Source organism: Mesorhizobium sp. M00.F.Ca.ET.216.01.1.1, from assembly GCF_004010325.2.
Classification (GTDB): domain Bacteria; phylum Pseudomonadota; class Alphaproteobacteria; order Rhizobiales; family Rhizobiaceae; genus Mesorhizobium.
In genome coordinates, this window is the sequence record NZ_SADR02000153.1 from 1 (window position 1) to 417 (window position 417).

General features: G+C 66.9%; 1 protein-coding gene. It reads right to left on the reverse strand.

Going from position 1 to position 417, the window contains the following annotated elements; all coding sequences use genetic code 11:
• Positions 1–417, reverse strand: a 417-nt coding sequence (locus EN859_RS35495; RefSeq protein ID WP_135913625.1) for a VCBS domain-containing protein, incomplete at both ends; no start/stop codon positions are given.

Consider the following 417-nt stretch of genomic DNA (forward strand, 5'->3'; position numbering starts at 1 on the left):
TGTAGGTCCAGGCGCCATCGGCATCGATGGCGAAGGTGCCGTAGAGGCCGGCGGTGCCGGCCTGGGCGACGAAGTGCGGATCACTGTCGACGTCCGAGATGGTCAGCGTGCCCGAGGTCGAGATGTCGGCGGCCGCATTGGTCTCGGTCAGGTTCTTCACGTCGGACGACAGCACCGCGGCGTCGTTGGTGCCGAGGATGTTGATCGTCACCGTGGTCGGGGTGCCGTCGGCGCTGACCACATTGAAGGTGTCGGTGTAGGTGGTGCCGGCGACGAACTCGTCATGCGCCGAGGACGCCGTATAGGTCCAGGCGCCATCGGCATCGATGGCGAAGGTGCCGTAGAGGCCGGCGGTGCCGGCCTGGGCGACGAAGTGCGGATCACTGTCGACGTCCGAGATGGTCAGCGTGCCCGAGG